Source organism: Pedobacter sp. Hv1 (genome assembly GCF_001412215.1).
In the GTDB taxonomy this organism is placed as follows: domain Bacteria; phylum Bacteroidota; class Bacteroidia; order Sphingobacteriales; family Sphingobacteriaceae; genus Pedobacter.
On sequence record NZ_LLWP01000007.1, the window covers coordinates 48,207 to 73,339 of the forward strand.

Here is a 25,133-nt window from a genome sequence, read left to right on the forward strand (position 1 = left end):
CCAATTAGTGCAATGCGGTGAACACTTCCTTTACTTTCGGCATCGAACTTTAAAATTTTTCAGATTATGAGTGAAGAAACCACAAACAAACAGGAAATGCCCGAACAACTATCGGACATATTATTGGTGCTGGATAAAGAGAAAATGAAAATCCAAGCCGTAAAGAGTATAGACGAAAACGGGAAAATGGAAACCGTTGACCCCACAAAGAAAAACGAAAACCAGTTTATGCGTGTGGACAAAAGCGGTGATTTCTTTTCCAACTTCTTCTCCAATTTTTTCAGCCAACTGAAGAACCCTACCAACTTTTCATTCTTCAAAGTACCCGCACCTACCGCCATTGAAAAAGCACAGGAAATGCAAAAGCAGGTGGATAAGCCAACTCCCGAAGGCGAAAAAGTGATGAAAGAACACGAAGTGAAAACTGAACCCCAACCGGATAAGAAACAAGAAAATCAAAATAATATGGAAACAGCACAGGCAACGCCGGAAACAAGCGAATACCGCTACAAGCCGGAACAGATTGATTGGGACACAATGAACAATCTCGGATTAAGCAAGGAATACCTTGAAAAAAGAAACCTCCTTGAACCTTTATTGAAAGGCTACAAAACCAATGAGCTTATACCTGTGAGCGTTAATTTCGGTACAGCTATTCTTCGTACAGATGTACGTTTGTCTTTACAGACTACCGAAGATGGAAAAGTAGTTCCGGCATTAAACGGTATCCGAAAAGAACCTAACCTCAACTTTGAGTTTTTCGGACACAAGTTTACAGATGACGACAAGAAAAACTTGCTCGAAACTGCAAATATGGGGCGTGTGGTTGATTTGAAAAATTCCAAAACTGGCGAACTAATGCCATCCATTATCAGTGTGGACAGGCTTACCAATGAACTTGTTGCACTAAGAACGGATTTCATAAAAATTCCCGATGAAATTAAGGGTGTAAAATTGGACGATGCTCAAAAGCAAACCTTAATGGAGGGCAAACCGCTAAAGTTAGATGGTATGATTTCCACAAAAGGAACTGAATTTTCGGCAACGGTACAATTCAATGCAGACAAACGTTATGTGGAGTTCCTTTTTGACCGCAATAATTCCAACAGGCAAAGCCAAAGCAACGGTCAAACTCAAAACAACGGGCAAAGTAATCAGCAAAACCAACCGCAGGAAGCTCCAAAAACATTCCGTGGCAAGGAACTGACCGACGAGCAACATAAGGATTTCAAAAACGGTCAAACCATCTACATTGAGGGATTGAGGGATAAGAAAGGGCAACCTTATCAGGGCTATATCACTTTCAATGCGGAAACGGGAAAAACAAACTTCCAATTTCCAAGCCAGGTTAAGGCACAGGCAAAACCTGCCGAAGCCCACAAAACGCAAACTGCCGTCAATTCGGAGGGCAAAACCAACGAAGCGACCAAAAACATCAACGAGCCTTTGAAGTCGGGACAGCAAAGCCCTAAAAACAAGCAACAGCAGGAACAACAGGAAAAACCCAAAGCTCCTGCAAAGTCCAAAGGCGTAAAAAGGTAATCAAGTATGAAAACAATTATTGCAGAAAAACCAAGCGTAGCAAGGGAAATAGCCGGACTTGTGGGAGCATCTGATAAAAAGGACGGCTACCTGACAGGTAACGGCTATTTTGTTACGTGGGCATTCGGTCATTTGATAGGATTGGGAATGCCCGAAGATTACGGGATTTCGGGATTTGACAAAGCAGCTTTGCCAATACTCCCCAACCCGTTTTTGCTGACCGTCCGGAAAGTCAAAAAGGACAAAGGCTATACCGCCGATACAGGTGCATTAAAGCAACTGAAAGTTATCGAACAGCTTTTTAGCCGTAGCAACAGCATTATTGTTGCTACCGATGCAGGACGTGAGGGCGAATTGATATTTCGCTATATCTACGAATACCTCAAATGCAACAAGCCATTTGAACGCCTTTGGATTAGTTCGCTTACCGAAAAAGCCATAAAACAAGGCTTTGATAACCTTAAAGACGGGGCAGCATTTGACAGATTGCATCAGGCGGCACAAGGCAGAAGCCGAGCCGATTGGCTTGTGGGCATTAATGCTACACAGGCATTGAGCATTGCCGCAGGCAATGGCATCTATTCGCTCGGAAGAGTGCAGACACCCACACTGGCTTTGATATGCAAACGCTATTTGGAGAACAAGAATTTCTCAATAAAGAAATATTGGCAGATACAGTTATTGCACAATAAAGAAGGGATAGATTTTAAAAGCCTTTCCAAAACCAAATGGGAAGACCGAAAACTTGCCGATGATACGCTGAAAGCCATTCAGCGAAGCGAAACGGCAACAGTTATATCAGTAGAAACCAAAAGCGTTACAGATCAACCACCCTTATTGTTCGACCTTACGGGCTTGCAAAAGGAAGCCAACAAAAAATTGAACCTTTCTGCCGAAGAAACCCTCAACATTGCCCAAAGCCTTTACGAAAAGAAGTTTATCACTTACCCACGCACCGGAAGCAAATACATTCCTGAAGATATGTGGGCAGAAATTCCCAATCTCGTGAGAGCTTTGCAGGACAGGGAAGCCTGCAAGCAAACCGTATCAAAAATGAAATGGGGACGTTTCAATAAACGTATCGTGAACGATTTGCGTGTTACAGACCACCACGGATTATTGATTACAGACAAAATTCCTTCAGCACTGAACGCAAAGGAAAATGCCGTTTATGATATGATTGCCTTTCGATTGCTCGAAGCCCTTTCACAAGCCTGTATCAAAGAGCTAACCGATGTCGGTTTACAGGTATTGCATTACGATTTTACCGCAAAAGGCTGTAAGGTTATAGAAGCTGGCTGGCGTTCCGTTAAGGGAAGTTTCACGGACGATGATACCGAACCTTTACAGGATTTGCCCGAACTGAAAAAAGGCGATGAACTTAAAATAAAAGAAGCCTCCGTTCTCGAAAAGAAAACTAAACCCCCTGTGCTTTATACCGAAGCAGGGCTTTTGTCGGCTATGGAAAGTGCCGGAAAGGAAATCGAAAATGAAGACGAACGGAAAGCCCTGCAAAATATCGGTATCGGTACTCCGGCTACAAGAGCCGCAATAATCGAAACCCTGTTTACCCGAAATTATATCCAAAGGGAAAAGAAATCTTTGATACCAACCGAAAAGGGATTGCAGGTATATGGATTGGTCAAAGACCGCAAAATTGCGGACGTGGCAATGACCGCCGAATGGGAACTCGCATTGCAGAAAATCGAAAACAACGAAACTGATGCCGGAGCATTTCAAAAGGAAATGGAGAAATACGCTTCATCTATTACCGATGAATTGTTGCAAACTTCCATTGCCCAAAACAACCTGCCTAAATTGGTCTGCCCGAAATGCAAAAGCCATCAACTCATTATCCGTGATAAAATCGTGAAGTGTCCTGATGAGGATTGTAATTGGGTACAGTTCCGTAATGTGTGTGGCGTACAAATCGGCATAGCCGATATTGAAATCCTTATCAATAAAAAGAAAACTTCACTAATCAAAGGAATGAAAAGCAAGGCAGGTAAGAAATTCGATGCGTATATCGTATTGAAAGAGGATTGTACAACCTCTTTTGAGTTTGATAAAAATAAAAGCTACAAAAAGTAATGGAAAATAAATCCATCATTATTAGCAAGGAAATCAGAAACCTGATTTATACTGTACGGGGCAAGCAAGTGATGTTGGATAGCGACCTTGCTAATTTATATCAGGTAGAAACAAAGAACCTTAACAAAGCCGTAAAAAGAAATATAGACAGGTTTCCTGTTTCTTTCTGCTTTCAACTGACCGATGAGGAAGTTGAAAACTTGAGGTTCCAATTTGGAACCTCAAGTTTAAGCTACGGCGGAAGACGTTATTTGCCCTATGTTTTTACCGAACAAGGGGTTGCAATGGCTTCTGCTATACTCCGTTCAGATATAGCGGTTAAAGCCAGTGTTGAAATTATGGAAGCCTTTGTAGAAATGCGGCGAATGCTTATCAGCAATGCCTCTTTGTTTCATCGTTTAGATAACATTGAACTGAAACAATTAGAAGCTGACCAAAAATTTGAAGAGATTTTTAAGGCTATGGAAAGCGATAAGCTCCGCAGTGAAAAAGGTATTTTCTACAACGGGCAGGTTTTTGATGCCTATGCCTTTGTTTCCGATATTATCCGAAGTGCCGAAAGTTCCATTATCCTTTTGGATAATTATGTAGATGATACGGTACTGACCTTATTGGGTAAACGTGGCGATGCCGTAACTGCAACCATCTATACCAAAAATATCAGCAACCAGCTAAGGCTGGATGTGCAACGGTACAATAGCCAATACCCTCTGATTGAAATTGAGGCTTTTTCCGATGCACACGACCGCTTTTTAATTATTGATGATACGGAACTCTACCATATCGGAGCATCACTGAAAGACCTGGGTAAAAAATGGTTTGCCTTTTCACGAATGGATATAGAAGTCGGCAGGATGCTTCAAATTTTAAACAAACAGTAAACCCTCCAAAATTGGAGGGTTTACTTCTTATAACTTACTGATTGATGCTTTTGTTTAATTATTGAAAAAATCAGAAGCAGAATTTATTAATAAATGATATGATTTATCAATCTCTGATGCGTTCTTGGTTGTCAATGGAAAGGGAACCATATGAGAATAAGGGTGCGGGAAATCTTCAATTTGAACTTCTGTATTAATATCTCTGTATCCTCCCTGAAGAGTGTTTAAAGCTTCTACAGGCGGGGTTACTATATCTTTTTTCAGAACCAAAGACTTTATTTGATATTGTATTTCTTTAATTCTTTGTTCACGCTCCTCCTGATAATAACTGTATCTTAACATAGACTTGAACCACCCCTCTTTGTGATCATCCATATCATTCAAATAATGGGAAAGCCTTGCATCGGTTGAGAAATTTGAATTTAGCAGTAAAGCAAAAGATCGCTGAATTTCAATAGCTGCACGGGTATCCATTATATATTTGGATATTGGATTCATCCTATCCATTGTCATACCTCCGCAAAAACAAAATAGTTTTGAATTGGAAAAAATATTTCCCGGGTTGGCCATCATTAATATCATAGATAAAAAGGAGCCAATAGAATATCCAAATAAATCAATAGTTGCATTGGAATCTATGGTGGATATTTTTCCTTCACGAATAGTATTTATAAGTCTTAATATATCTGTATAAGTCTGCAAACCAGACCAAAAAACTCTTTGAGGGTTTTCTTCTAATCGTGAACTTATTGCTGCATTGACATAGGAAGATTCGGAATTTCCTGTTTCATTACTACGATTTATTGAAATATCATACATTTCTTTTCGAAGTCCCCATAATTTAGGAGCACGATCCATATGAAAAGCTATAGGAAAAAGTATCACTGTTTTTTGAGTTTTATGAGCAATCCCATATGCCCACGTAAGGTATTTGTCCCAATTCTTTTCATTCAGTCCATGAAACATAATGATTATTCCTTTAGCCTTTTGAGAAGAAATATTTTGAATTACATGATACTTAAAAGATTTATTGCAGTCAATATCAAAATCAGAATTATTAAGTATTGCGGGATTATAAGGTTGATGGTTACTGATTTCTTCAAAAGAAATCTGATGATTATTACAAGTAAGGTTATGACTTCCCGGAAGCAGAAACTTAGCATCTTCAGAATCAAAATCATAATGTGATATCGATATATCAAGTTCAGACAAATCTGTTATTTTATCTGAATTATGAAAGGATTTTTTTAATAATTCATAGAGTTGGTAATAATGCATATATACTGTATTTCTTCTACGGGCTTAGAGCAAGCATAGATTTTATGCAAATATACAAAACAACTCATGGTCAAGCTGTTAAAACATATATTTTAATTCAAATTATGCCCATTCACGTCAAAGCTTGAAACTCCTGCCAAAGTACCATAAATCTACTTTTAAATGAATGTTCCGCATCCTGAATAAACAATAAGCCCTCTGAATTCAGAGGGCTTATTTTAATTTTTTGATGCTTCTAAAGATACTTTTCTAAATTCTTTAAATAGTTTTTCTAACTCTAAAGAAGTTTTTCGGGCTCTTGTTCCTGCTACTTTGTTTCCTTTTTCTGCTTGCAATTCTACGTCGGCTTTTAGGGTTTCAAAGCTCACATTGATTTTTTCAATTAGTTCGTTCATTATGGTAATGGATCAAAATTTATAGTGGCAAAAATACACTTTCGTTTTATTAGATCCTGTTACTCTACGCCAAATCCCGCCTCTCAACGCCAAACCCTGCCACTTCTGCAAAGGGGCTTATCTACTGCTATAATTTTAGGCTTCAAGTAAAATTCTAAACAAAATTATAGTATGAATACACAACAAAAAGACCTATCGTATTTCAGATTACGACTGCAAGAATTATTAAACACCAGCTTCCCCGAAAAAGCTAACGACCAAAAATTTATTGAGCAACGTTCTTCGTGGGCTGCCAATGCCTACGAGGGTGCTTTCAGTTCGGGAAACGGCATTGAGCAATGCAACGAAATAGCCAATTACATTCTTTTTGAGGGTTTGCACTTCTCCAAATTCGATACCGTGTTTCAGGTGGTATGCAATGAGTTTGATACCATAATGGCAGACGAGGAACTGCGACCGTTCGCCCTTAAAATGTTTCCTGTTTGTGAGCCTGTTTTCTCCGGCTATGAACTAACTGATGACTTCGCATACGGTTATGAGTTTGATTTACTCTATACCGAAATAACCGGAACCATCGCAATATGGATAGAGAAAAATGGGCTTCAGTAAAAAGCAACATCTCCAACAGAACATTGATGCCCTGCGAATTGCTTTTAAACTGGAAAAGGAGAAACGGCAAGCCACCGTAGGCGAAAGACTGCTAATGATGCAATACAGCGGATTTGGCGGTCTTAAATTCGTGTTGAACCCTATAGCGAACGAAATAGACATCAACAATTGGAGAAAGACTGAACACGAACTTTTTCCGCTCACACAGGAACTCCACCAGCTACTCAAAGAAAATTCCGAAGACGAAAAGCAATACCGCAGGTATGTGGATAGTATGAAAAGCTCTGTTCTGACGGCTTTTTATACACCGCCACAGGTCATAGATGCGATTTCCGCAACTTTGCGTGAAAGCGGTCTGAACATTGATAAATTCCTTGAACCCTCCGCAGGTATAGGGTCATTCATACAATCCTTTTCGGAAAATCAATCGGCAAATGTTACCGCTTATGAAAAAGACTTGCTGACAGGCAAGATTTTAAAACAGCTTTATCCCGAAAGCATAATCCGTATAAGCGGTTTTGAGGAAATCCCCGAAAAGGGACAAAACAGCTTTGATGTAATCGCCAGTAATATTCCATTTGGCGATACTTCCGTTTTCGACCTTTCCTATTCCCGAAGCAGGGACAGTGCAAAAGTACAAGCAGCCCGAAGCATGCACAATTACTTCTTTCTGAAAGGTGCTGATATGCTCCGTGAGGGCGGTTTACTGGCTTACATTACTTCACAGGGCATTCTGAATAGTCCGAAGAACGAGCCGATACGCAGGGCGTTGATGCAGGATAATAATTTGGTTTCGGCTGTCCGCTTACCCAACAACCTGTTTACGGAATATGCAGGAACGGAGGTTGGCAGCGATTTGATTATCCTGCAAAAGAACACGGCAAAACAAAGTCTGACCGAAAGGGAAGATCTGTTTTGCCAAAGCAGGCAAACAGAATACAATACTCCGGGCAATGCGCTCTTTCAGGACAGCACAAGGATTGTGCATACCGACCGCAGATTAGATACCGACCCTTACGGGCAACCTGCACTTATTTATACACACAAAGTCGGTATTGAGGGAATTGCTAAAGACCTCAAACAAATGCTTTCAGAAGATTTTGGAAAGCACCTGAATTTGAGTTTATATAAAGGCGAACGAAACGATGAGCCTGTAATACAAATTCCGATTGAACCAACGGTTACACCTCCGGTTATCGAACCTGTAACCATTCAACCAGAAATACAATCTTTATCTGTTCCTATAATCAATCGGGAAAGTCCGCAGGAATTAAAGCAACTAAGCATTTTCGACTTGTTTGAAAATGCGGACGAACCTGTAATGGTTGCTGCTCCGCCCAAAAGAACGACACAAGTTAAAAGGCAAAGCACCAACAAAAGAAGAGGTGCAATAGGTCGCCAACCTGACCTGTTCAGCAGTGCGATGCAGCAACCTTATACGCCCCCTGTTATTAATAGAGCTACCAATGGAAATACATTTAATAACGGTAAAAAACAGGAAGCTATCGGCGACCTGTTTTCACAAATAAACGGGAATGGCCAAGCTGATAAGCCAGCCGTTCCCAATACCATTCCCGAACCTGCCCCTTATAGTGGCAAACTGCAATCGTACCACCGTAACGATTGTCTTGTTGTGGATAATGGTTGGGTCGGTTATCTGCAAGATGTAGATACATCAGACGGTACGGCAGTTTTCCACCCTTTAACTTTACCGACCTTACAGAAAGCAAGAGCCGAAGCGTACATTGCTGTACGTGATGTTTACCAAGACCTTTATAATAAAGAGGCAAAGTTTCAGACCGAATACAAGGAAGAAAGGGAAACGCTTAACCGCCTTTACGATGCCTTTGTCAAAAGGTACGGAAATCTCAACAGTGCCGATAATATCAAGCTCATCAAAACGGATAGCTCCGGTAAGGAAATCCCTTATTTGGAACGTGTCGTTGGTGGCGTGGTACACAAAGCGGATATATTCAGCCGTCCTGTAAGTTTCTCCACCTTAACAATAGCAACGGACAATCCCGAAGAAGCGTTAGCGGATTCGCTGAACAAATACGGAAGCGTGGATTTGGAGTATATGTCCGAAATCAGCGGTATGACGGACGATGCTTTGAAAGAAGCATTGCACGGTCGTATTTACTACAATCCTCTGCAACAGGAATATGAAATATCCGAACGCTGGATTGCAGGGAATGTAGTAGAGAAAGCCCAAGAGGTCAAAGCGTATCTCGAACGCAATCCCGATGATGCCGAAGCCAAAGCAAGCCTTACAGTCATAGAAGAAGCCCGACCAAGGCGTATCGAATTTGAGGAACTCGATTTTAACCTCGGCGAACGCTGGATACCCACTGGCATTTATGCCCGTTTTGCTTCACATCTTTTTGATACGGATGTACTCGTTCATTACTCTGAAAGCTCTGATGACTTTTCAGTAAAGTGTGACCGGAAGAATTTGCTTATATGGGAAAAATACGCTGTCAAAGCTGAAAGCCGGACGTTTGATGGGATTGCCCTGTTCAAACACGCCCTTGTCAATACCACGCCTGATATTACCAAAAAAATTACGGTTGGCGACCAAGAGGTCAAGGTGCGGGATATGGAAGCCATACAAATGGCGAATACCAGGATTGACGAAATCCGTACCGCTTTTACCGAATGGCTTCATGCCCAAAATGGTGAATTTAAGACAAGACTTACCGACCAATACAACGATACGTTTAACTGCTTCGTCCGACCGAACTATGACGGAAGCCATCAGGACTTTCCGGGCTTAGACCGTAAGGCGTTGGGCATTGAAGACCTGTATTCAAGCCAAAAGGATGCCGTTTGGATGATAAAGCTGAACAACGGGGCAATTTGTGACCACGAAGTAGGTGCAGGAAAAACCCTTGTGATGTGTACCGCAGCACAGGAAATGAAACGTTTGGGATTGGCCCATAAGCCGATGATTATCGGGCTGAAAAGCAATGTTCACGAAATTGCCGAAGCCTACCGCACCGCTTACCCACACGCCAAAATACTGTTTCCGGGCAAAGAAGATTTTACGCCCCAAAAACGTCTGCGGATTTTTGGCGATATTAAAAACAACGATTGGGATTGTGTTATTCTCACACACGACCAATTCGGAATGATACCGCAATCGCCCGAAATGCAAAAGGAAATTCTCCAAATCGAGTTAGATAGCGTAGAACGAAACCTCGATGCGCTGCAATCGCAAGGCAAAGAAATTACCAGAGGAATGCTTGCAGGAGTAATCAAGCGAAAAGAAAACCTTGAAGTAAAGCTCAAAACCCTTGAACACGATATTGAGAACCGCAAAGATGATGTAGTGGACTTTAAGATGATGGGTATTGACCATTTGTTCGTAGATGAAAGCCACCAATTCAAAAATCTGATGTTTAACACAAGACATTCAAGAGTTGCGGGATTGGGAAATGTGGACGGAAGCCTAAAAGCAATGAACCTGCTCTTTGCAATCCGCACCATTCAGGAACGTATTAATGCAGATATGGGAGCAACCTTTCTTTCAGGTACAACTATCAGCAACTCATTAACCGAACTGTACCTGCTGTTCAAATACCTGCGACCAAGAGCAATGGAAAAACAAGGCATTCATTCTTTTGATGCGTGGGCAGCCATCTATGCAAGGAAAACGACCGATTATGAATTTTCGGTTGCTAACAACATTGTAGCAAAAGAGCGTTTCCGCTACTTTATCAAAGTGCCGGAATTGGCTCAATTCTATTCTGAAATTACAGATTACAGAACGGCAAAAGATATAGGCATTGACCGTCCCAATAAGAACGAGGTATTGTATAACATACCGCCTACTCCAGACCAGGAAGATTTTATCAAAAAGCTAATGGAGTTTGCCAAAACAGGAAATGCTACCTTATTAGGAAGAGAACCTTTATCACAAAGCGAAGAAAAAGCAAAGATGCTTATCGCGACGGACTACGCCCGTAAAATGTCTTTGGATATGCGGATGGTAAGCGGTGCGTATGATGACCACCCCGATAGCAAGGCTTCGCATTGTGCGGCAAACATTGCCAAGTATTACAACCAATACAACGCACAGAAAGGAACGCAGTTCATTTTCTCCGATTTGGGAACATACAAGCCGGGCGAATGGAATGTGTACTCCGAAATCAAGCGTAAGCTGGTGGAAGACCACGGCATACCTGCACACGAAGTCCGGTTTATACAGGAAGCCAAGAATGATAAGCAACGTAAGGAACTTATCAAGGGAATGAACGAGGGCAAAATCCGTGTGCTGTTCGGTTCTACAAGTATGTTGGGTACAGGTGTGAATGCACAAAAAAGAGCCGTTGCCGTTCATCATTTGGATACACCGTGGCGGCCAAGCGACCTTGCCCAAAGGGACGGTCGGGCAGTCCGAAAAGGCAATGAGATTGCCAAGTTCTTTGCCGACAACAAAGTAGATGTAATCATCTATGCCGTTGAAAAATCACTGGATAGCTACAAGTTTAACCTGCTGTACAATAAACAGCTATTTATAGACCAATTAAAAAACAACAATCTCGGCAAACGGACTATTGACGAGGGCAGTATGGATGAAAATCTGGAATGAACTTTTCGGAATATGTGGCTATCCTTTCGGGAAATACCGACCTGTTGGATAAAGCCAAATTAGAAAAACAGATTGCCGGATTGGAAAGCGAAAAACAGGCGTTTAACCGTTCCAAGTTCAGTGCCAAATACAAGCTGCAAGACTTTACGGAATTGCTGGATAGTACGCAATCCCGATTAAATAGAATGAGCCTCGATTGGGAAAACTTACAGCAACGCATACAAAAACGTTCGGACGGTACAATTGCAAATCCTGTACAGTTGGACGGTTTACCGCCCAATGCGGATATTAAACAAATCGGTGCAAAGCTCAACCAGCTTGCGGACAAAGCCCGCACCGGAGGTCAGTATGAAGAAATCGGTACGTTGTACGGATTTACATTATTGGTCAAAACCGAAATGTCCGAAAAAGAAGGCGTGGATATTCGGATAAACCGATTTTTGGTACAAGGCGAGGGCAATATCAAATACACATTCAATAACGGTTTAATGGCGAAAGACCCTGAAACCGCTTCAATGAATTTTTTAAGGGCATTGGAAAAACTACCCGGCTACGTCAAACAGGAGCAGGAGAAAATTGCCGAACTGCAAAAAGATTTACCTGTTCTTCAGGAGGTGGTCAATGGAACCTGGTCTAAGGAAAACCGATTGAGTGAGCTCAAAACGGAACTGGCTGCCGTTGAACGAAAGATACAGTTGTCTATCACGCCTGACCCCAAAGAGGAACCTGCGGAACAAACCGAAAAACAAAAAGAAACTTCAAATATTTCGGAGAGTATTGTAAGGACAAAAGGTATTCATTTACCCCGTGGGGTTTTATAAGAAAGTCATTCCCTGTCACCCTGCTCGTCCATTTTCTTGAAAGCCCGTCACTCATGGAATTTTGTCCTATTGGTTTTCCTGTTCCGCAATTCAAGGTATGTAGGATAAAAGTCACCGCAGCAGCAGTTTCAATTTGGTTAGTACTGTTTTGAGCTTGGTAAATTTATAAAAAAATGAGCATCGCTTTAATCCTTATCTAATGCAGAATGTTATACCGGATATGTACCTTTCACTATCACATAAGGGTTGATTTTTTCATTCTTCTAAACAATTTATAAATTTCAAACCACAAAACTGAAACCGCCGCTACCGATAATGTCATCCCTAACTCCTGTAAGTCCAATCCGGTTACGTGAAAGAAATTTGTAGCAGGTGCAATATACAGTATGGCAAAAAGTAATACCAAAGTTAGACCGGTAATAACCGGGAAGAGGGGATTCTTATTCTTGAAGCTGTCAAACACACTGTAAGAGAAGGAACGGTTCACGAGGCTCAACAATATATTTGCGATAATCAGTGTGGTAAAAACCATTGCCCTTGTTTTTTCTTCGCTGCCACCATTCAGAACAGACCATTGATAGGTAAATAATACGCCTGCTGTGATTACTAACCCCTGTATGATACTGATGGCCAACTCACGCAAATTCAAAAAGGTATCGGTCATTGCTCTGGGCGGTTGTTGCATCGTATTTTTCTCCATCGGTTCGTTTTCATACACAATGGAGCAGGTAGGTCCCATCACCAATTCCAGAAAGATAACGTGTACAGGTGTAAATATCTGTGGAAATATCCAGCCCAAAAATAAAGGCAAAGATACCGTCAGTATAATTGGTATATGGATAGAAATGATGTACTGTATAGCTTTTTTGATATTGGCATAAATCCTTCTTCCGGCAGCAATACCTATAACTAATTTTTCAAGGTCGTCATTGGTTATCACCAAAGATGCGGCTGCTTTTGCAATTTCTGTTCCTTTGTTGCCCATTGCCACGCCTATATGAGCTGCTTTAAGAGCAGGGCCGTCATTTACACCATCGCCCAGCATCGCCACCACTTCACCTTTCTTTTTCAGTGCATTCACCACGCTAAGTTTAGCTTCGGGAAACATCCGGGTAAATAAAACGGTGCGTTCAGCCACCGGTATTAATGCTTCTTCCGAGTAAGCCGCCACATCGGTTCCGTTCAGGACTTCAGCGGTATTGACGATGCCTGCCTGGGAGGCGATGCTGCGTGTTGTATCAGCATTATCTCCCGTGATTACCTTCACCTTGATGCCTGCTTCATAAATATGACGGAATACTTCCCGTATCCCTTCCTTCGGAGGATCATAGAACACAACCAATCCCAAAAATTCAAATTCAAAATCCTGTTGTCTTTCCGGAAAATCATTGCCTTCAAAACCGGATTTGGCTACTCCCAACACCCGGTATCCCTGCTGCCCGAACTCCCTGATAAGGCCTCTGATTTTATCCTTTTCGGTATCCGAGAGCGTAGCGACAGCAAGAATAGCTTCGGGAGCTCCTTTGGCAGCTATAATTCTTTCTTTTTCTGAATTTTCGAAAAGATGCGTCATCATAGGTGGTTTACCTTCCAATGGATATTCGTGGAACATCTGGTAATCTTTTCTTACATCGTCTCTTTGTGTCTGTTCATACACCTGGTGAAGCGTTTTTTCCATCGGGTCAAACGGAACGGGTTCGCTACTCCACATCGCATAGTCTATCAATGCTGCCAGTTCGGGGTTGGCAAATTCTTTTTCATCAAAAGTTTTGTCAGATCGGTAATCATACAACTGTTTAAGCTGCATAGAGTTTTCGGTAATAGTACCTGTTTTATCGGTACAGATAACCGTGGTACTGCCTAACGTTTCTACGATACTGCTTCTTTTTATGATGATGCCCTCCCGCATCAGCTTCCAGGCACCCAAAGCCATAAACGTGGTGAATGCAACGGGAATTTCTTCGGGAAGGACAGACATCGCCATGGTAAGACCGTTCAACAGACTGTCAACAAGATTACCCGTCCGTATGAAACTGAACATCCAAACCATTAGAAAAATGAGGATACCGGCAACAGCCATCCATTTTACAAATTTCCGTATCTGAACCTGCAATGGTGAAATTTCTTCTTTTATCGTCAGGATAGATTCGCCGATCTTGCCGATTTGCGTTTGTTTTCCAATCTGTTCTACTTCAAAGACCGCCAATCCCGAAACGGCAATCGTTCCGCTAAAAATTTTATTATTCCCCGGATCACTGTTTTTGAATACAGAAAAACTCTCACCGGTTAATGATGCTTCATTGACTGAAAAGTCATTACTGTGGACAATCCGCCCGTCGGCATTGATGGTCCTTCCTTCTTCCGTAATGCACAAATCGCCTATGACAATATCATGCGTAGCTATTTTGACCACTTCCGAATTTCTGATTACCGTGCTCAGCGGTTCATTCAGCTTTTCTAATTCCGCCAGTGCTTTTTTGCTGCGGTTGTCCTGATAAAAGGAAATAGCAGATACGGCAATAATGGCCAGAAACATAAACAGTGCTTCGCCATAATCGCCTACGATCACATAGATAATTGAAATAGCAAAGAGCAGGATTAGCATTGGCTCTTTCAATATGTTGATCAACATATCCAGCAGGGAATTTTTGCCAATTGCCTCCATCCGGTTGTAGCCATACCGCTCCCGGGAAACCTTTACCTCGTTTACCGTCAGCCCTTTTAGATGATTGGGTATATTATAAGTTGTCATATTTTTAAAATTATTGTTTATTAAATAGTATCGGCATTAAGAGCTATTCTTGATAACAGCTTTCACGAACGCAGAGAAAGTAAGTTGGTAAAACATTTAATATATTAATAGTTAAAATACAATAAGTATCTTTTATTGCAATTAAAATCAATTCTATTTTTCTTCTTGATCATCCATTCTCCGTAACAGTCCTTCTTTTAGAGTATCAATAAATTTGGTTCGGTTAGTTTTTCTATTGCGAAGTTCTAAAAAGGTATGGTAAAAATCTCCCAAATCAACATTGAATGTCTGCTCAAAATAAGTCGCAATTACTTTGATGTCTATGGTTCCATTACCAAAAACCCCTTGAGTGTGTAATGCGTAAATTAATTCAATCAGTGCTGTTTTACTTGCTGTCCACACTAGCGTAGATTTGATTTTTTCCGCACTTTTCAGTGTGCTGTATCTAATATTATTAGAAAGATTATCCTCCAAATAAACCTGTATTAAGTCGTTCGCAATAATTTTGGCGACCTTATAGTCATGGGATGTTGAAAAACTATGATCAGATTCAAAATAGTAAGTATCCAAACTTAACTTAATATCATACTTCCCACGAACGAAATATTTGTGGTCAAGATAAGTGCTGTTGGTTCGATAATACTTATAGAATTCAAGATTATTATCAAAAAATCTTTTAAGATTAAATAACTCGTTGTTTAAATGTGTTTCAATTACCTTTTCACCACCATAGGGCTTTTTGGTTTCTATCTTGTAGATAGAATTATAATAAATTAGTTTAGAAAGTACATTAGGCTTCAAATGTTTGAAAAAATGGATTTCTTCCTCAATGTCTTTAAAACCACGTTTTAATACAACTTGTTTTAATTTAGCTATTTTGTCTATAGTTAAGCCAATAGCTTTTTCGCATAATGCTAAAGAGCCATTAAATTCGATAGATAACTCATTAATCTCGTCATCTAAATCTCTAATTATGTTTTTACAAAAATCGTTCATTTAAAAAGGTAGTATGATATGGCTATTCTTTAAAGGATTTTCCTTGCACTAAACCATAAATATTCAATAATAAAATTGTTTTGGATTCTCAAAAAGACTTTATCAAGCCTTCCAGGTATTCTATATTGGCTTTCTTTCCGGTTAACAGCCTATCTTTGCAATATGCTGTATAAAAACAGTGTTTGTTGAGAAAGTCCAATGACTTCTGTAATTTATCTGGAATTATGTGCCCTGATCGTTGTTCTGTTTCTTTCCATACAAGTTCATCCATTTGACGGAAATCTTTGGTTCCTAAATGGTACACATCCGAATCCCGTAAAATATCTTCGATTAAATTGGTTGGTTTTGTATTTGCCTCTGTTGCCATAATCGCTTTGTTTATTGCCAGTATAATACTGGCATCAATTTTCTGGCTACGTAAAAATTGTTCCATAATAAATGCTCCTCTTTTTTCATGGCCATCCATTGGCCCAAATAATTGACCGGTATCGTGGAACCATGCTGCCGCCAACAAAACAAATCTTTCCATATTTTTCAAACGATAGAAATCTGCCATTTCAGCTGCATTTTTAACAACAGCCTTTGTGTGTTCCAGATTATGATAGCATAGTTCAGCGGTAGTCTTTGAATCAAACAGGCTTACTACATACTCCGCTATTCTTTTTAAATAATTTTGCTTTGATATATCCATTGTATCAATATTTATTAAATTGACAATTACATTGGGATTAAAACCTAAATATTCTTTTGATTTTTCCGTTCATCATTGTTAGGAAATATTTACGCCAAATACATACCCAACAATTGCCGTTATTACCATTGCAATAGTCCCCCAGAAGCAAATTCTAACTATTGCGACCCCTATATTGGAGCCCCCTGTTTTGGCAGCAATAGCCCCCAAAATCATTAAGAAAATAATCGAAAAACCATATTGGTAATACACCATATTTTTTTCTGGAGCAAAAATGGAGACCATCATTGGCAACGCTGCTCCGGAAAGAAAAGAGAAAAACGATGCTACTGAAGCCTGAAAAGGTTTTGCTACAGTAATCTCGTTTATTCCTAATTCGTCTTTTGTATGTGCTTCCAGTGCATTGTGATCTGTAAGTTCTTTCGCCACGAGCATTGCTGTTTCTTTGCTGACACCTCTTTTTTTATAAATTTTTGCCAATTCGTGGAGTTCAATTTCAGGCATTTTTTCTAACTCTTTCATCTCCCTGTTTATGTCCGATTTTTCTGTATCAGCTTGTGAGCTTACAGAAACACATTCTCCTGCGGCCATCGACATTGCTCCTGCGATGGTTCCCGCCAAAGCCGCCAAAATTATAGCATGTCGGCTGGGATCTGCGGCAGCAACTCCAATTACAATACTTGTGGTGGAAAGCAATCCGTCATTAGCTCCTAAAACAGCAGCTCTTAACCAACCCACTCTGTTTACATAATGTTTTTCCAATTCCATTTTTATAATTATTTATATAGTTTATATTATTTTTATTCTCCACCTATCATCTTAGATACTATTCCTTTTTTATTTGTCAGTTCACCAATTACGATTCCGCCAAAATGCAATAAAATGAATATCGGAAACCAATAAATGGCCCACTTATGAACAGCTTCCATGGGTTCTTTCCATTGACCATCACCCCATTTCAGGTAAAATCCTGTAACAATAGAAACGGCGATGAACAGATAAAAAATTACATAAATAAATCCTTGCATTCTTTCCTTTACTGATTGGGATTTCTTCAACGGATCAGGAAATTTAATTCCCTTTACGAGCATATAAATTATCCTTACTAAGAATGCCAGAAACATAAAGTAGGCAGCATATTCATGCCATTCCCACATCGGTTTCTGAATGCTTTTTACGATAGGTATTATCTGTCCCTTTTCAAGTGAAATGTTGTGGCTTTGCATCTCGGTTTCAACCGTATCTATAATTGTTTTTTTGCTCATCCAGTACATCCGTAAAAATCCGGTAATAAATAAAATAGACATTAATAGTGCAACAGACCAATGTAAAATCCGGTGAATTACTGTAAACTGATTTTTGTTTTCCATTTTCATATTTTAAAATGTTTTAATGATTGCTAATCCAAATTGTTTTGTTTGATAAGTAGGTAGAATAACCAGTGATGCCTGATTCTTTTTATTTGCAAACCATTTTGAAATGGTTGGAAACAACCAATACGCCACTTCTGTCGATAGAATGCCAATGCCTGCTCCGGTCATCACGTCACCAACCCAATGTTTGTCATTAAAAATCCGGTAGATTCCTGTCATGGCAGCAATCGGATAGCCGGAAATACCCAACCAAAAATTGGTTTCATTATATTCCCTGAACATAAAATGTGCGGATGAAAAAGCCGTTGCCGTATGTCCGGAAGGGAAGGAAGTCTTACTGGAACCATCCGGACGTTCCTCGCCAACCAACTGTTTGGTGGGCAAAACCATTGCCGCTGATATGAGTTGGGAGGTTGCATATATGATGGTTCTGTCCCTGAAATTATGTTTTCCTTTTACCCCCGACAGATTGAGTCCATAGACTGCAATAGCAGGAGCATACTGCATGTAGTTGTCAATCTTAGCACCAGGCAAAATATGTTCCCTGCTCTCGTGACGGGTAGATTGGTTAAGTGTTTTCAAACCATCTGACATTAGACTTAAAACACCATAAGAAACCAAAATTGTGGGAATGATGAGCTTCTTAGTGGAAAACTGATAAGCAGGATTGGTTGTTTTAGACAAAATGCTGCTATCTGCTTCTATGTTTTGAGAAAAAAGCAAGGTTGGAAATAGAAGAAATATTAAGAAAACACGCTTCATTTTATTTAAACTTAAGGTTCAACGAAATGATATCACCCTTCATACCGGTTGTTTTTGTATAATGCCCATAGCGTATTTCAATCATATTGAATTTTGAGATTCCTAATAATCCGTTGGGAAGATTGAACCTGGCCCCCATACCAAAGAACTGGCTGTTAAATCCGGACAGATCATAATTGCTGGTATAAAACCCGTTGGATTCGTTGTGTGTTTGGTAGGCACCGAAATACTTTACCGCTGTCTGGGTATAATACCTGTAGAAAGGACTGAGGGAAACAAAAGGGGATAATTTTACCGGTGTTTCTATATTGAAAGTATGTGAATTTATACCCCAATTATCTGTATAATAGCGGTAATAGGTTCGGATAATGAACCGGTCACCCAAGAAATAATTGGCACGGAAACCCAAAGGGAGCTTGAACCGGTTATCAGGAAGTTTTTCCTGATGTACGCTTCCATCCGAAAAATATACACGGTGAAACGGAAGGCTCAATAGTCCGTTTTGCTGAACGGCATCTACAAGAAATACGAGCTGTAAATTGGCATTGATAATCTGCGAATAAGAAAGTGATGCCGCAAAAGTATTCCGGCTATCTGTTCCGCCGTCTTCTGCTGTCCCTTGCCTCAATTCTATGGGAAGAATAAGTTTTACCTGATCGATATACGCATGAAGATTGGTTGTTAATTCTCCCATTTTATTGGCTGTTTTTTTGGAGAAACCAATATTTGCCCCAAAAGATTGATAGTCATATTCGGTGGAAGAAGACACGCCTGCCATAAAACTGTTTCCCTTTTCTTCATTTTCTACCTGCCAGCTCAAGGAAGGATAAACTCTGATGTCCTGACTGGATGCTGAGGAATTGGCCTTGAGGTCTATCATATCCGAAGAGGCAGAAGTATAGTGGTCTATGCCCAATTCTGCCCCAAAAGTGTGTTTGCGTTTTTTCTTGTCATATCGGATGAGTTTCACATTGATTATATTGGAAATATCGGTCAGCTTTTCTGTTCCGATACCTCCCGTTACCGCAGAATTGTTCCCATCCTGTTTGTAATAACTGGACACTAAATTTACTTCATCAACTTTTAATTTTCCGACCGATGCAGAATCTGTTTTTATTTGCTGTGCCTGGATTTGATAAAAACTAAAAAGTCCTAATGCACTAATATATATTCTTTTCATTTTTCTTTTTCGGGTTACTATTTCACTGATTTTAATTACATCCACAACCCCCGCCACTTTTTCCGGCATTGGCTCCGGAGGCTCCTTCACGGTAAGATTGAAAGTTAAGTTCAGTTTTTTCTATGGTACGGTTGCTCAATACCATTTCGGCATCGTTGAGTTTGTTTTTCTGATATTCTTTCACTGTGGTGCAGGAACCAAGCGATAATGTACCGATAGCACTTAGCAGGATTATTTTATTTGTTTTCATATTAAATTGATATTTTTTGAAGTGAATATTTTGTTTTTGTCATCTATGATGATGCATTCTATCTGATGGATTTGGTTTATCATTTCCAATCCTGCCTTAACGCCCATAATACTGATAGGGGTAGCCATAGCATCTGCGATTTCTGCATTGGGGCAAATAACCGTTACACTTTTTATCCCGGTAATTGGCATACCTGTTTTCGGATTGATGGTGTGCGAGTATTTTTTACCGCCAACCTTCACATATTTTTCATAGTTTCCCGAGGTGGCAATGGCAGTGTCCGTAAGGTTCAAATAAGAAAATGGCAGCCGGGCCTGGTCCGGGTTGGCAATGCCTATTGTCCAGGGTTTACCATCAGCCTGTGTACCCCATACTGTTAAGTCTCCTGAAGCATTGATGATACCTGAACCTACACCTTGTTTTTGCAAAACATTCTTGGCCATTTCTGCGGCATAGCCTTTTCCAATTCCACCGAAACCAATACGCATCCCTTTTTCTTTGAGATAGACCGTACTGTTCTCCCTGTTCAGGATTACATTTTGATAATTAATGAGATAAACCAGTTTTTTTGCCGTTTCGGCATCGGGCAGTCTGGTCATTGACCGATCAAAATTCCACAGACTTTTATCCACACCTCCGTAAGTGATGTCAAAAAAACCATTGGTAATACGGCTGATGCGGAGGCTTCTTTCTATCAGGTTAAAAACTTCTTCATCTACTTTCACCGCCTGTATTCCGGCATTGTTATTAATCAGGTTGGTCTGACTGTCCGTTTTAAAAGTGGTAAACAATTGCTCAATCCGTTTAATCTCCCCAATGGCGGAATCAATTTGTTGATAGGCTAAAACCTCATCTGCTCCCACTACCGTGATTTCAAAGGCATTGCCCATCAGCTTTTCGGTTTTGCGAAATTCCTTTGCTGTCATTTTTTTACTTTTTTGTATAGGGTTATGATTTCGTTTGTAAACCCATCAACACCTTCTTTCGGGAGGCCTTCCCAGGTTTTTATTATTTTTCCATCCGCATCCAGTAAAAGGGTAAAAGGGAAAGCGCCGCCGGGATTATATTTATCTGCCAAAGCTTCATTTTCCTTTATGGTTTGGGATAAGGGCTGGTTTTTCTTTTTTCTCGGAAAATCCGCATTTACATACACCAAAAGGCTGTCGGCCATTTGTTTGTAGGTTCCGTTTTCAAAAATAGTTTTGTGCATTTTGATGCAGGGTACACACCAATCTGAACCCGAAAAATTCAATAGAATCAATCGGTGCTGTTCTTTGGCTTGTTGTTTTGCGTTTTCTATCGCGGTCTGCCCAAATGCGTGGGACATCACCATCACATGGAGAATTAAGAGTATTTTTTTCATTGTTTTTAATTTTTATAAATGGTTTTTAACGATACCATTAGTGCTGAATTTTGCCGATAAAATATGCTGTCTAATGCTGCTTTTCTTTCATTCGTCCTTTTTTAAATCGCTCACTGGCTGTTTGATAACAGGCTATTGTTTGAGTAATTAAAAAACGATTATTGGTATCTTTAACCTCTGACATTGTTTTACTCCGTTCATTCCAACGGAATTGTGTTACTCTTTTTTTATCATTCAGTTGTGTAAAAACGTTTCCTTTTAATAATCCAAGTGTTCTGTAGTTCCCAATAAATGCTCTTTCATCGCCAATTTTGGTTTGATTAATATCTTTGCCATAAAATGAAGACTGGTAATTCCAGTTTAAATATCCCAATAGCGTTGGCATGAGGTCGATTTGAGAAACCAAGCGGTCTATTTGCGTTTGCTGATGGTTCAGATTATAGATTATAGCCGGAATACGGTGCTTTTCAATGTTAATCTCCCACTTTCCGGCACTGCTTGCGCAATGGTCAGCGACGATTACGAAAACCGTATTTTTAAACCACGGTTTTGTTTTTGCCTGATTGATGAATTTGCCCAGTGCATAATCAGTATATTTTACAGCTCCATCTCTATCTCCTTGCGGTAAATCTATTTTTCCGTTGGGGAAGGTGTAAGGTTTGTGGTTGGAAGAGGTCATTATAAACTGGAAAAACGGTTTATTCTGCCGAAACTCTGAATCGGCATTTTTGATGGATTGTTTGTAAATATCCTCATCGCAAATACCCCAGGCATTTTCAAAGCTGACTTCGTTATCCTGAATAGGAAAACGCTGTGTATCAATATTATCAGATAGCGGATTCCCCCTGTCCCTATCAATAATATCAAAACCTTGTCCTCCGAAAAAAGTATTCATATTATCAAAATAACCATCTCCGCCATAAATGAAATTTAGCTGATACCCTTTTTCTTTTAACACCGTACCGATGGAATAAATGTTTTTATTATTCGGTCTTCGTACAATACTATTTCCAGGTGTTGGCGGAACCGACAGTGCTAAGGCTTCCATTCCACGAACTGTACGTGTTCCGGTTGCATACATATTTTTAAAAAATATGCTTTCATTTGCCATTGAATCATAATTTGGCGTGATATTTTTTTTATTACCAAAAGCAGACAGGAATTCAGCACTAAAACTTTCTATGGTAACCAAAATAATATTCGGATATTGAACCGGTTGCCCGTTCCCTTTGGTAATTCTCGAAATGGCGTCAAAATCCGTTGAAACATATTCTTGGTTTCCTTGCACTAATTCTTTTTTTAGAATAGTGTATGCATCGCGTTGTGACAGGGTCAGATAAAAAGCATCATAATCTAATTCATTAGACCTGAATGCAGCAAAAAAGGAAAAAATACCATTTTTGCTAAGCTCATTTACAGTTGTGTTTTTACTGAACTCCGCATTTTTATTGGTCAGGGAAATACCCAAAAGGGCGGTCGTTGCCAATAAGGCTGATGATACGACCAACCTTTTTTTAAAAGGCATTTTATTGGTAAAAGCAGCGCGGGAAATTTTCTTCTTATTTAGTAAAAACAAGGTTAATAGTACTAACAATAGCAATCCCCCGATCAGTAACGGTAAAGGATAGGATTCTTTAATATTTTCTATAACTTCATACGTATAAATGAGATAATCTACTGCAATAAAATTAAATCGTGACCCAAATTCATCCCAAAACGGAAACTCTGCGACAGAACCAAAATAGGTGATAAAGAGCGTTACGATCAGTATGAAAAAAGTAAGTATTCTGTCCGCTATAGAACCAATAAAACAGGTTGGGAAAAGCAGCAGATAAACATTATAGAAAGTGGTAATAAATAAAGCAACCGTGATATCGTAACATAAGCCAATGGCGAATGTGCATAGCATATTATATACATGTCCGTCAAGATTATGAAAAGAAATAATGCTAAGTGTAAGCCTTATCAAAAAAGACGTAATAATGTAAATAATTATTGTTGAAAGCAGCAATCCATATCTGCTTAAAAATATTTTTTTCATAATTGAATTTGAGTTAATCATGGAACAAATAGGGATAATAGATAATAGAAGCACATACTATCGAAACCAGTACCATGAAGGCTGAAGCTCCCGCAGAGATGTCTTTGATAAAACCTATTTTCGGGTGATAATCAGGATGGATGAAATCGCATAATTTTTCTACCGCTGTATTTAACGCCTCCACTGCGAGTATCGCTCCGATAGCAGCTAATTGAAACATCCATTCATAACGGTTGATACCAAAATAAAATCCTATCACAATGAAAACAGAACAAAGAAAGAACTGAGCCTTCGCAGCATCTTCGGTTGTGAGTAAATACCAAGTTCCTCTTAATGTAAATACCAAGCTTTTTGCTCTGCCCTTTAAAAAACCTCCTTTACTCTTCATCCTCCGTATTTTTTAGTTTCATTAAGAGCGTATAGGCATTTTTGGAAACGATATTTTTATCTGTAAAATCTGTATCATTTACAATCTGGACAAAGCCGTTTTCTTTCCCGCCTACAGTTATGGGCAGCATTTTATAGGTTTGTCTGGCAGTTTGCACAAACACATAATCCTTTCCCTCAAAATTCACGATGCTTTCTTCCGGAACGGCATGAGCGAACGAGATTTTGGTTTCTATTTCGGCATTCATGTACATACCCGGCAACAGGCTTTTGTTATAGGGGTCAAAATGACAATGCACTTCCGAAATACCATCGCTGCTGATGTCTTTGCTGATAAGGATGATTTCCCCTTCATATTTTTTGCCAGGTTCTGCATTGGAATAGGCCATTAGTTTTTGCCCGATTTTCAGTTTATCTATGTCGTTTTCATAGACTTTCAAATTGAGGTGCAAATCGTTGGGATTGACTAATTCAAATAATATGTCTGCAGGATTTACATATTTCCCGATGTTCACATTTACCTTGCTCACAAAGCCATTGATCGTGCTGTAAACCGGAATGGTTTTAGTGATTTTATTCGCATTCAGGCTATTGGGATTGATGTTGATAAGGCGTAATTGCTGTGCCAGGGCATTCATCATAATCTGCTGGTTATTCACTTCTGCCTGTGCAGTCTGCATTACCTTATCGCTGCTGGCCTGGCTTTGGTTGAGGTCTTTTTGTCGCTGGTAATCCAGCTGAGCAAAGTGCAGTTTTGATTTGGCCTGCAAATAGTCCTGTTGCAGTTTTATATACTGCGGGTCTTCCATCACGGCAATAGTTTCCCCTTTGCGCACATACATTCCGGGCAGTAAGCGGGTGCTCTTCAAAAAACCGCCCAAAGGCACACTTACCGAAATCAGGTTTTGCGGCGGCACGTCAATCTTTCCGTTTAATTTTAAAACAGTGGCAATGTTTTTTTCTGAAAGGCGTACCGTTTCAACAGCCGCATTTTTTAATTGGGCATCCGTTAATACTACGGTATTGCTTTCATTTACAACAGCTTGTTTAACATCTTCTTTAGGCTTGTTTTGGCATTGAACCAGCAACAATATTCCCAGAACGGGAAGCAGTATTTTCAGCATGCCCCG

19 protein-coding genes and 1 pseudogene are annotated in these 25,133 nt (G+C 39.9%); 5 read left to right on the forward strand and 15 right to left on the reverse strand.

Annotation, left to right across the window (positions count from 1 at the left end):
* Positions 1-66 precede the first annotated feature (66 nt).
* Genes AQF98_RS14115 through AQF98_RS14125 form a run of 3 tightly spaced genes read left to right on the forward strand, consistent with a single transcriptional unit; the run spans position 67 to position 4,514 of the window.
* Positions 67-1,542 carry a DUF3945 domain-containing protein gene (locus tag AQF98_RS14115; protein WP_055132618.1) on the forward strand — a complete coding sequence of 492 codons (1,476 nt, stop codon included), beginning with the start codon at positions 67-69 and terminating at the stop codon, positions 1,540-1,542.
* A 6-nt stretch (positions 1,543-1,548) separates the two neighbouring features.
* Positions 1,549-3,633, forward strand: a complete 2,085-nt coding sequence (locus AQF98_RS14120) for a type IA DNA topoisomerase (RefSeq protein ID WP_055132619.1) — start codon at positions 1,549-1,551, stop codon at positions 3,631-3,633.
* Positions 3,633-4,514 (forward strand): ORF6N domain-containing protein, encoded by an 882-nt coding sequence (locus AQF98_RS14125; RefSeq protein ID WP_055132620.1) that lies wholly within the window; start codon positions 3,633-3,635, stop codon positions 4,512-4,514. The genes AQF98_RS14120 and AQF98_RS14125 overlap by 1 nt, the downstream gene beginning before the upstream one ends.
* 54 nt (positions 4,515-4,568) lie before the next feature.
* Here the strand turns inward: AQF98_RS14125 and AQF98_RS14130 are convergent, their stop codons facing one another.
* Both AQF98_RS14130 and AQF98_RS14135 read right to left on the reverse strand, forming a co-directional pair.
* A complete protein-coding gene (locus tag AQF98_RS14130) occupies positions 4,569-5,792 on the reverse strand; it encodes a DUF6051 family protein (RefSeq protein ID WP_055132621.1) in 1,224 nt (407 codons plus the stop codon).
* Positions 5,793-6,010: 218 nt separating this feature from the next.
* Positions 6,011-6,187, reverse strand: coding sequence for a histone H1 (locus AQF98_RS14135; RefSeq protein ID WP_055132622.1), 177 nt, complete (start codon positions 6,185-6,187; stop codon positions 6,011-6,013).
* 171 nt (positions 6,188-6,358) lie between these two features.
* Here AQF98_RS14135 and AQF98_RS14140 point away from each other — a divergent pair, with 171 nt between their 5' ends.
* Together AQF98_RS14140 and AQF98_RS14145 are read left to right on the forward strand one after the other, a co-directional pair.
* The gene (locus AQF98_RS14140) at positions 6,359-6,796 is read left to right on the forward strand and encodes a DUF1896 domain-containing protein (RefSeq protein ID WP_055132623.1); all 438 of its coding nucleotides are present in this window, start codon (positions 6,359-6,361) and stop codon (positions 6,794-6,796) included.
* Positions 6,783-12,208 (forward strand): annotated as a pseudogene (locus tag AQF98_RS14145) (N-6 DNA methylase). Before AQF98_RS14140 ends, AQF98_RS14145 begins: the two are co-directional and overlap by 14 nt.
* 235 nt (positions 12,209-12,443) lie before the next feature.
* On the opposite strand, the gene AQF98_RS14150 reads toward AQF98_RS14145, so the two are convergent.
* The 13 genes from AQF98_RS14150 to AQF98_RS14210 form a co-directional block, all read right to left on the reverse strand.
* The gene (locus AQF98_RS14150) at positions 12,444-14,960 is read right to left on the reverse strand and encodes a cation-translocating P-type ATPase (RefSeq protein WP_055132624.1); all 2,517 of its coding nucleotides are present in this window, start codon (positions 14,958-14,960) and stop codon (positions 12,444-12,446) included.
* A gap of 153 nt (positions 14,961-15,113) precedes the next feature.
* Positions 15,114-15,956 (reverse strand): RteC domain-containing protein, encoded by an 843-nt coding sequence (locus AQF98_RS14155; protein WP_012026440.1) that lies wholly within the window; start codon positions 15,954-15,956, stop codon positions 15,114-15,116.
* Between the two features lie 88 nt (positions 15,957-16,044).
* A complete protein-coding gene (locus AQF98_RS14160) occupies positions 16,045-16,647 on the reverse strand; it encodes an HD domain-containing protein (RefSeq protein ID WP_012026439.1) in 603 nt (200 codons plus the stop codon).
* Positions 16,648-16,725: 78 nt separating this feature from the next.
* A complete protein-coding gene (locus AQF98_RS14165; RefSeq protein WP_055132625.1) occupies positions 16,726-17,415 on the reverse strand; it encodes a VIT family protein in 690 nt (229 codons plus the stop codon).
* A gap of 32 nt (positions 17,416-17,447) precedes the next feature.
* Positions 17,448-18,017: a cytochrome b/b6 domain-containing protein gene (locus tag AQF98_RS14170; RefSeq protein WP_200911887.1), complete on the reverse strand. Its 570-nt coding sequence runs from the start codon at positions 18,015-18,017 to the stop codon at positions 17,448-17,450.
* Positions 18,018-18,026: 9 nt separating this feature from the next.
* On the reverse strand, positions 18,027-18,782 hold the full coding sequence (locus AQF98_RS14175; RefSeq protein WP_055132627.1) for a phosphatase PAP2 family protein: 756 nt from the start codon (positions 18,780-18,782) through the stop codon (positions 18,027-18,029).
* Position 18,783: 1 nt separating this feature from the next.
* Positions 18,784-19,962 (reverse strand): DUF3570 domain-containing protein, encoded by a 1,179-nt coding sequence (locus tag AQF98_RS14180; protein ID WP_055132628.1) that lies wholly within the window; start codon positions 19,960-19,962, stop codon positions 18,784-18,786.
* A gap of 31 nt (positions 19,963-19,993) precedes the next feature.
* Positions 19,994-20,212, reverse strand: coding sequence for a DUF4266 domain-containing protein (locus tag AQF98_RS14185; protein WP_019977004.1), 219 nt, complete (start codon positions 20,210-20,212; stop codon positions 19,994-19,996).
* Positions 20,209-21,138: an FAD:protein FMN transferase gene (locus AQF98_RS14190; protein ID WP_012026434.1), complete on the reverse strand. Its 930-nt coding sequence runs from the start codon at positions 21,136-21,138 to the stop codon at positions 20,209-20,211. The genes AQF98_RS14185 and AQF98_RS14190 overlap by 4 nt, the downstream gene beginning before the upstream one ends.
* Positions 21,135-21,575, reverse strand: a complete 441-nt coding sequence (locus tag AQF98_RS14195; RefSeq protein ID WP_012026433.1) for a thioredoxin family protein — start codon at positions 21,573-21,575, stop codon at positions 21,135-21,137. Before AQF98_RS14195 ends, AQF98_RS14190 begins: the two co-directional genes overlap by 4 nt.
* Positions 21,576-21,645: 70 nt before the next feature.
* Complete coding sequence (locus AQF98_RS14200) at positions 21,646-23,616, reverse strand: LTA synthase family protein (RefSeq protein WP_055132637.1); 1,971 nt, start codon at positions 23,614-23,616, stop codon at positions 21,646-21,648.
* Between the two features lie 13 nt (positions 23,617-23,629).
* Positions 23,630-24,004: a diacylglycerol kinase gene (locus tag AQF98_RS14205; RefSeq protein WP_019977008.1), complete on the reverse strand. Its 375-nt coding sequence runs from the start codon at positions 24,002-24,004 to the stop codon at positions 23,630-23,632.
* Positions 23,994-25,127, reverse strand: coding sequence for an efflux RND transporter periplasmic adaptor subunit (locus AQF98_RS14210; RefSeq protein WP_019977009.1), 1,134 nt, complete (start codon positions 25,125-25,127; stop codon positions 23,994-23,996). The genes AQF98_RS14205 and AQF98_RS14210 overlap by 11 nt, the downstream gene beginning before the upstream one ends.
* Positions 25,128-25,133: the final 6 nt, after the last annotated feature.